We start from the raw sequence: 8218 nt of genomic DNA on the forward strand, positions 1-8218 counted from the left end.
ACTGGGTCAGGCCGCCGGCATAGTGAAGCCATGCGGCGCGCGCCGCCATGCTGCTCTCATCGTCACGCAAGAGGCCGTTCCCAAATCCTACCACGTTCCGTCCCATTGATATTTTTATCAGTTGATGCAAAATTTTTCATATGAGCCGGATCGAGTCAAGCGGGACGAACGGCAAAAATGACGTGCGCCTTGAAACAGCCTTCAGCCCGCCGGGCCGGGACAAGCAGCAAAAACGGCCCGGCGGTTAACCGCCGGGCCGCTCCAACATCTTGTTTTCTATGAAATAAAGGCCTTGGCCGCGCCTTGATGGCCGCCTCGCCCGAGACAGGCACCGCGCTTTATGTTCGTCACGGGCTCACGATGCTTTTGCGGGCACGCGCCCTGCGCGCTGCGATGCCGCGCCGAACGAGGAGGATCCGGCAGCGCTGGGCCGATTCCTACTGAAGCGTGCGCTGCGCGGATGCCGCCGGATGGTGCGCGATGCCGGCGCCGGCATCCTCAGCGCCCAGCGCGCGATCGAGGCCCGTGGCCACCACGGAGACCCTGAAGCGGCCTTCCATGCTCTTGTCGAAGATGGCTCCAACGATGATGTCTGCGTCCTCGTAGACTTCCTCGCGGATGCGGGTGGCGGCTTCATCGACCTCGAACAGGGTCATGTCCCTGCCACCCGATATCGACACCAGCACGCCCTTGGCGCCCTTCATCGACACTTCGTCGAGCAGCGGGTTGGCGATCGCGGCTTCCGCAGCCTTCATCGCCCGGGCCTCGCCGGACGCTTCGCCGGTGCCCATCATGGCGCGGCCCATGCCGCGCATCACCGACTTGACGTCGGCGAAGTCGAGATTGATCAGGCCTTCCTTGACGATGAGATCGGTGATGCAGCTGACGCCGGAATAAAGCACGCGGTCGGCGATGACGAAGGCATCGGCGAACGTAGTCTTGGCATCGGCGATGCGGAACAGGTTCTGGTTGGGGATCACGATCACCGTGTCGGCGGCCTCGCGCAGCCGCTCGATGCCCTCTTCGGCCATCTGCATGCGGCGGCGGCCCTCGAAGGTGAACGGCTTGGTGACGACGCCGACCGTCAGTATGCCTGCCTTGCGCGCCGCCTGGGCGATGATCGGCGCCGCGCCCGTTCCGGTGCCGCCGCCCATGCCGGCGGTGACGAAGCACATATGCGTGCCGGCCAGGTGGTCCATGATCTCGTCGAGCGATTCCTCGGCGGCCGCACGACCGACCTCGGGTAGCGAGCCGGCCCCCAGGCCTTCGGTGACATGCGCGCCAAGCTGGATCAGCCGCGTCGCCTTCGACATGGTCAACGCCTGGGCGTCGGTGTTGGCGGCGATGAATTCAGTACCCTGAAGCTGCTCCGCGATCATATTGTTGATGGCGTTGCCGCCGCCACCGCCGACGCCGATAACGGTGATCTTGGGTCTCATCTCGGAGATTTCCGGCTTCTTGAACTCGGCCATGCTGCTTCTCCTTCGCCAATCGCGCGCTTCACAACCATCCGCGGACTGCCTGTAAGACATTGCAATCGAGCGGCATGACGCGAATCAGTCCGTCCGGATGGGTACCCCAAAAAGCCAGAGAGCGGCCAGACGTGCAAGTGCGCGCAAGGTCAAGATTTGTGATGAGGCAATGCGCGACCCGCGACCCCGCCATCAGGCCCGTTTCAGGACGGCTTGCGCTCCGGAGCCTGGCTGGTCGCCCGCTCCAGGATCGGCATCATCAGCGCGAACAGTTCCGCCTGCGATGAAAGGCTGCATTTGTTGTAGAGCTGCTTGCGGAAGACCTTCACCGTCTGCGGGCTGACGCCGAGGTTCAATCCAATAGATGGCGAGGAGTGTCCCTGCAGGATGAGCAGCGCCACTTCGGCCTGGCGCTTGCTCAACAAGACATTGTGGTGGGTGCGCATGGCCGCGATCAGGCTGTCGGTGATCGACATGGTGCGCGGGGCGACAGCGGGCGGCGCTTCGGCCGCGGCCCAATGGGCACGCAGCAGCGCCATGATCGCGGGCTCGTGCGAGCGCAGGCACTCCTCCGCCTTCGCCGCGAAGGCCTGGCCGGAGGAACCGTCCTTGCCCATCGAGATGGTGATGGTCGCGTTCTCGCCGATCGGCAGCACGACGGAGATTTCATCCGTTATGCCGATACGCCCGTAATACCACTTGAAGTAGCGGCTGCGGCGAAACTGGTCCGGCGCCACGTCGAGAAGCCGATAGAGTCCCGGCGCGCCTCGACGCAGATGAAAATGATAGATCGGATCAAGCAGATAGGCGGCCGGCAGATATTGTTCGGCGAGATAGCGAAACACATCCGGGCCGTAGATCTTCTTGTAGAGCACGCTGGGGACCGCGGTGCCCGAGAAGACGATGACGATGACATTGTCGTAGTTCAGGCAGCGCCGCAAATATTCCGTCATCGCAGGATAGAACTCGCCCCTGCCAACCGCATCTATGGCCAAAGCCAGGCCTTCGAAGATGGACTTTGTCACCAATCATACCCCGATAGGGGTATATACCCCCAAGAAACGATGCCCCTAGTGTAAATCAAAAAAAATAGGGGTACGAGAGACTTGTCCAACTTGCCATCAGAGAGAGCCTGCAGGCCGCAAACGCGGCGCGGAGCCTTGCCGCTATGAAACGCCCCGTCGATCATGGCGCCATGGCCGTCTCGGGCTACACGGTCCCCTGGCACGCGGCGGCCGGGACATCCGTTGCCCTTCATGTCTCGTCGTCACGGCCGGTGCGCCATGTGCGGATCGTGCGGCTCGACACGCCATCGGCCGAATTCATGGACTGGCCCGTCGAACCGGCCGTTGATGCCGTTTCCCACCGCGATTTCGATCATGGATCCTTCCTGAAGATCACAGAGACCGAATTGGCTAAGGCCGGCGACATCAGCGGTATCGGTTTCGAAATCCATCTGACCCGCAATGACGGCGCCCGCGTGATCTTCGACTGCGGAAACCTGTGCCTGGGACTGCGGGACGGGCGCCTGACAGCTGAATTCGATGGCAAGCCGCTCGAAATCGGCGAGCCCCTGCCAGCGAACACCTGGCTCGCCGTCGAGATTCTCAGGGATGGCAGCCAGACAGCGCTGCGGATCAGCTCCGACGATCTCCTGTCGCCGTTTCTTCTGCATCGTCATCTCGATGTGTCCTGGTCCGCGTCCGGCGACATGGTGTTCGGCGCCAGCGCCGCGAACGACGTCAAATCGCTGAACGCGAAATTCGCGGGCATCGCCCTGCGCGCCGCGACCGGCCGCATAGGCTGGACGTTCCCGACCCTGCTGCCACGCGGCCCCATCGCCTCGACAGGCGCGGGCCCTGTCCTCTTCCTGGAAGCGGTCAACCAGCCGGCGTTCTGCATGACCTCGCGTCGCTGGGACGGGTCTAGCTTCGATCCACGGCTGGTGCCGTCGCATTACGATGCGGTGCATTGCCATGACGACGACATGGGCGCGCTGCAATGGCCCGCATCTTACCGGTTGCAGGTTCCCGCCGAGGCATCAGCCGGCGTCTACGCCTTCGAGGTCGGCCATGACGCGGGATCGGAGCGCATCGTCTTTTTCATCACCTCATCGGCACGCCGGGCGCCGCTGCTGTTCCTGGTGCCGACCGCCACCTATCTTGCCTATGCCGACGAATTCCTGCCCGCGCATCTCTATGAATGGTTGTGCGAGGACCGTGGCCATCGCTTCGCCATCGATAACAATCTGAAGTCGCTCTACGACTACCACAGCGACCTCAGCGGCGTGTCGATCGCTTCCTACAAGAAGCCGAAGGCGACATTGCGCGACGACTACAATTACCCGCTGTGCGGCTGCCCGCACAATCTGCCGGTCGACCTGCATTTCCTGCGCTTCTGCCACGCCAACGGCATCGCCTTCGATCTCATCACCGATCGCGACCTGCATGAGCGCGGCGTCGCGGGCTTGCAGGACTACCGGGCCGTCATCACCGGCAGCCATCCCGAATACATGTCGGTCGAGATGGAGCATGCGCTGCGCCAGTTCGCGGCTTCGGGCGGCAGCATCGCCTATCTCGGCGGCAACGGTTTTGCCGGCAAGGTGGCGTTCCAGGACGATTTGATGGAGCTGCGCCGCTCGCCGCTTGAAGCCGGCCGGACCTGGGACGGGCCGATCGCCGAACAGTCGCTGTCGATCACCAACCAGCCGGGCGGCCACCTGCGCGCCAGCGGGCGCGGCGAGTTTTCGCTGACCGGCGTCGCCATCTCGCTGATGGGCTTCGACGGCGCGCGGCCTTTTACGCGCACGCCGGAAAGCCATGACGCGTCCGTGGCATGGCTCTTCGAGGGTGTCGCCAATGAGACCTTCGGCGATGACGGCATCGTGCTCGGAGGCGCCGCCGGCTACGAGGTCGACGCCACCGATCCGCATCTCGGCACCTCCCCCGACACCGTCGTGATTGCCCGGGCGACCGGCTTCCCGGACAGTTTCGTCCATGACGCCACGCGCTGGTACGAGGGCGGGTCGGAAGAACGCGAGGCACGGCGCTGCGCCGAGATGACGCTTCGCCATCTGCCATCAGGCGGCCTGATCTTCAGCGCGAGTTCCGTCGCCTGGTGCGGCGCGTTGCCTGCGGGCGACGCGATGAACGATGTCGGTCGGATCACCAGCAATCTGCTGACGCATCTGGCGGCAAAGGGCCGGCCAGTTCCGGATCGAGAACAACAGAGCGGTACCCAACCCGCCAGCCGACCGGGTTCGACGGCATAACAATTCAACACCACACTTCGGGAACAAGGATCAGAACCATGGGACACAGAAGACATTTCATCGGGGCAGTCGCCCTTCTGGCGCTCGCCGCCGCAATGCCGTTCGCGGCAAAGCCGGCGAAGGCGCAGGATCTGCCGGTCGAGCCGGGCGTGTTCAAGCTCGCGATCTCGCCCTGGCTCGGTTACGGCATGTGGTATATCGCCCAGGAAAAGGGCTTCTTCAAAGCCAACGGCCTTGAAGGCGTCGAACTGACCAATTTCGTCGAGGACAAGGACATGGGCGCGGCGGTCGCCGCCGGACAGGTCGATGGCGACAATGAATCCATCCAGCAGTTGCTGGCCAAGGTGCAGGCCGGCATTCCGGTCAAGGGCGTGCTGCTGCTCGACGCCAGCACCAAGGCCGACGCCATCCTGGTCAGCGGCGACATCAAGACCGTGGCCGACCTCAAGGGCAAGCAGGTTGCTTTCGAGCGCGGTTCCACCAGCGATCTCCTTCTGAACTATGTGCTGCAGAAGAACGGCATGACCATCGACGATGTCAGCGTGCTGCCGATGCCGGCGGCCAGCGCCGGCACCTCGATCATCTCGGGCACCGTGCCGGCCGCCGTGACCTATGAGCCCTACATCTCGGCCGCGATCACCGCCGACAAGAACATCAAGGTGCTGGCCGAGGCCGGTGAGGCGCCGGGCCTGATCAGCGACGTGCTGGCCGTGCCGGAAGAGACGCTGAAGAAGAAGCCCGGCCAGGTGCAGGCCATGCTGAAGAGTTGGGACCAGGCGCTGGACTATTACCGCGCCCACACCGAGGAAGGCCGCGCGATCATTGCCAAGGGCGTCGGCGCCGAGCCGGCGGACCTCGCGACCGCTTTCGACGGCGTGTCCTATTATTCGGTCGCCGAAAGCCAGAAGGCGCTGAACGGCGTCTTCAAATCAGAGACCTATCCCGGCATCGTCAAGGCGGCGATCGCGGCAAAGCTGATCGACAAGGACATCGCCTACGACACCGCCATCGACCCGAGCGTGGCGCATTCCAAGTAATCGCCCGCGAACGGGAAGGCAAGGCGATTGCGACCCTGCCTTCCCGTCGCCCTGGCGGGAAGACATCCAGACATGACCAGCACCGACGTCCAAGTCGCCTTGACGTTCGATTTCGATGGCTATTCGACATGGATCGGCAGCCATCGCGCGACGTCGCCGAGCATGCTTTCGCGCGGCGAATTCGACCCGATCGGCGCGCGCCGCATCCTCGGCGTGCTGGAAGAGGCCGGCATTGCCGCGACCTTCTTCGTGCCCGGCCATTCCGCGCTGGCCTTCCCGCCGGTCGTGCGCGCCTTCCGCGATGGCGGCCACGAGATCGGCCATCATGGCTGGGTCCATGAGAACCCCGTGCTTTTGACGCGTGAGGAAGAACGCACGGTCCTGCTGAGAGGCCTGGACGCGCTCGACAAGGTGGCCGGCGTCAGGCCATTCGGCTACCGGTCCCCCGCCTGGGACAACAGCCCGTCCACGGTCGAACTGCTGCTCGAGCTCGGCTTCGAATATGAAAGCTCGATGATGGGCAACGACCACGAGCCCTATTGGTGCCGGATCGGCGATGCCTGGTCGACGACGGACGAATTCCGCTTCGGCAAACCGGTCGACCTCGTCGAAATGCCTGTCGCCTGGCATCTGGACGACTTTCCGCAGTTCGAATTCCTGGCGACCGACAGGGGCTATTTGCCCGGCGGCCGCGCGCCGTCGACGGCGCTGGAAATCTGGAAAGCGGAGTTCGACTTCCTCTACCAGCGCATCGGCAGCGGCGTGATGGTGGTGACCATGCATCCGCAGATCATGGGGCGCGGCCACCGGCTGCTGATGCTGGAGGACTTCATCCGTCATGTCGCCTCGCATGAGCGCGCCGGCTTCACGACATGCCGCGACTATGTGCGGCGCTGGCGCAAGGGCCGCTCCCCGTCCCTGCCAGCCGACGCCGGCGACAACAGGCTCGCCAGATGAAAACCGCAATTGTAACCGGCGCCGCCGGCGGGATCGGCGCGGCAATCGCGACGCTGCTCGCCTCATCAGGCGCAACCGTGATCGCGCTCGACCGGTCGTTTACGGGCGTCAGCGAACAGGCGACCGGCGCCGGCCAGGTCCTGTCGGCGTCCTTCGATGTTACCGATGAAGCCGGGTGGGCCGGCATTTGCGACATGACCGCCAGGCGGTTCGGCCCTATCGACGCACTGGTCAACAATGCGGCGATCTTCAATCCCGTGCCGTTCCTCGACGAAAGCGTCGCCGGTTTCCAGGCCGTAACCGACGTCAACCAATTGGGCACGTTTCTCGGCATGCGCGCGGCCGCCACGCTGATGCCGACGCGAGGCGGCTCGATCGTCAATGTCTGCTCGACCGGCGGGCTGAGGGGGTTCAGCGGCGCCTTCGCCTATTCGACCTCGAAATGGGCGATCCGCGGCATGACCAAGGTCGCCGCGCGTGAACTGGCTCACCGCAACATCCGCGTCAACGCGGTGCATCCGGGCCTCGTCGACACGCCGATGCTTGGCGAGAACACCGCTGAAAGCCTGGCGGGGATGACCGCCTCGGTGCCGCTCAACCGGCTGGCCAGCCCGAAGGAGGTAGCCCATCTCATCGCGTTCCTGGTCTCGCCCGGCAGCGAATACATCACCGGCTCCGAGTTCACGATCGACGGCGGACAGACGATCTAGGGGCTCAGGGGACAGGGATGGAAAAGCGATTTCAGGGCAAGACCGCCGTGGTGACCGGCGCGGGCAACGGCATCGGCCTCGCCACGGCGAGACGCCTGCAGGCCGAAGGCGCCAGGGTGCTGTCGGTCGACTGGAACGCCGCCTATCTGGCGGACTGCGCGGCGCCGAAACTGACGATCGATCTCGCCGAGGACGATGCACCGGCCAGGATCGTGGCGGCCGCCAAGGCCGAGTTCGGCACGATCGATATCTTGGTCAACAATGCCGGCGTCGCCGGGCCGAAGGCGCTTGCCGACAGCAGCGACGAGCTGATCGACCATGTCATGGGCGTCAATGTCCGCGCCGCCATGCGGCTGACGCGCGACATGCTTGCGCATCTGGCGAAGCCTGGCGGCTGCATCGTCAATGTCTGCTCAGTGTTCGGAGAGATCGGTTTCCCCAACACCGCGCCCTATGCGGCGTCCAAGGGAGCGCTCTCGCAACTGACGCGCCAGCTTGCCGCCGATCTCTCGGCCGACGGGATCCGCGTCAACGCCGTGGCGCCCGGCGTCATCAACACGCCCATTGTCGCCGAACGGATCGCGTCGGACGCCTGGTACCGGCGCGCGATGATCGAGACCACGCCGATCCGGCGCGTCGGGACGGCTGAGGATGTCGCCGGCGGCATCCTGTTCCTGTGCGGTCCCGACGCCCAGTTCATCACCGGCCATATCCTGAATATCGACGGCGGCTGGCTCGCCGCGCGCGTTGCCCCGTGACCGGGCCTTTCGA

The 8218-nt window shown here is 64.5% G+C and carries 7 protein-coding genes; 5 read left to right on the forward strand and 2 right to left on the reverse strand.

Annotation, left to right across the window (positions count from 1 at the left end):
• Positions 1-437 precede the first annotated feature (437 nt).
• Positions 438-1472 carry a cell division protein FtsZ gene (ftsZ, locus tag J0I79_RS01475; RefSeq protein ID WP_292854775.1) on the reverse strand — a complete coding sequence of 345 codons (1035 nt, stop codon included), beginning with the start codon at positions 1470-1472 and terminating at the stop codon, positions 438-440.
• A 203-nt stretch (positions 1473-1675) separates the two neighbouring features.
• A complete protein-coding gene (locus tag J0I79_RS01480) occupies positions 1676-2497 on the reverse strand; it encodes a helix-turn-helix transcriptional regulator (RefSeq protein WP_292854778.1) in 822 nt (273 codons plus the stop codon).
• 143 nt (positions 2498-2640) lie between these two features.
• Between J0I79_RS01480 and J0I79_RS01485 the strand changes: the two genes are divergently transcribed.
• The 5 genes from J0I79_RS01485 (at position 2641) to J0I79_RS01505 (ending at position 8205) form a co-directional block, all read left to right on the forward strand.
• A complete protein-coding gene (locus J0I79_RS01485) occupies positions 2641-4743 on the forward strand; it encodes a N,N-dimethylformamidase beta subunit family domain-containing protein (protein ID WP_292854782.1) in 2103 nt (700 codons plus the stop codon).
• Positions 4744-4781: 38 nt separating this feature from the next.
• Positions 4782-5780 carry an ABC transporter substrate-binding protein gene (locus J0I79_RS01490; protein ID WP_292854785.1) on the forward strand — a complete coding sequence of 333 codons (999 nt, stop codon included), beginning with the start codon at positions 4782-4784 and terminating at the stop codon, positions 5778-5780.
• 72 nt (positions 5781-5852) lie between these two features.
• A complete protein-coding gene (locus J0I79_RS01495) occupies positions 5853-6737 on the forward strand; it encodes a polysaccharide deacetylase (protein WP_292854788.1) in 885 nt (294 codons plus the stop codon).
• On the forward strand, positions 6734-7447 hold the full coding sequence (locus tag J0I79_RS01500) for an SDR family NAD(P)-dependent oxidoreductase (RefSeq protein ID WP_292854791.1): 714 nt from the start codon (positions 6734-6736) through the stop codon (positions 7445-7447). Before J0I79_RS01495 ends, J0I79_RS01500 begins: the two co-directional genes overlap by 4 nt.
• Positions 7448-7464: 17 nt before the next feature.
• Positions 7465-8205 carry an SDR family oxidoreductase gene (locus tag J0I79_RS01505; protein ID WP_292854794.1) on the forward strand — a complete coding sequence of 247 codons (741 nt, stop codon included), beginning with the start codon at positions 7465-7467 and terminating at the stop codon, positions 8203-8205.
• Positions 8206-8218 lie beyond the last annotated feature (13 nt).

It is taken from the genome of Mesorhizobium sp. (genome assembly GCF_017306585.1).
Taxonomy (GTDB): Bacteria; Pseudomonadota; Alphaproteobacteria; order Rhizobiales; family Rhizobiaceae; genus Mesorhizobium.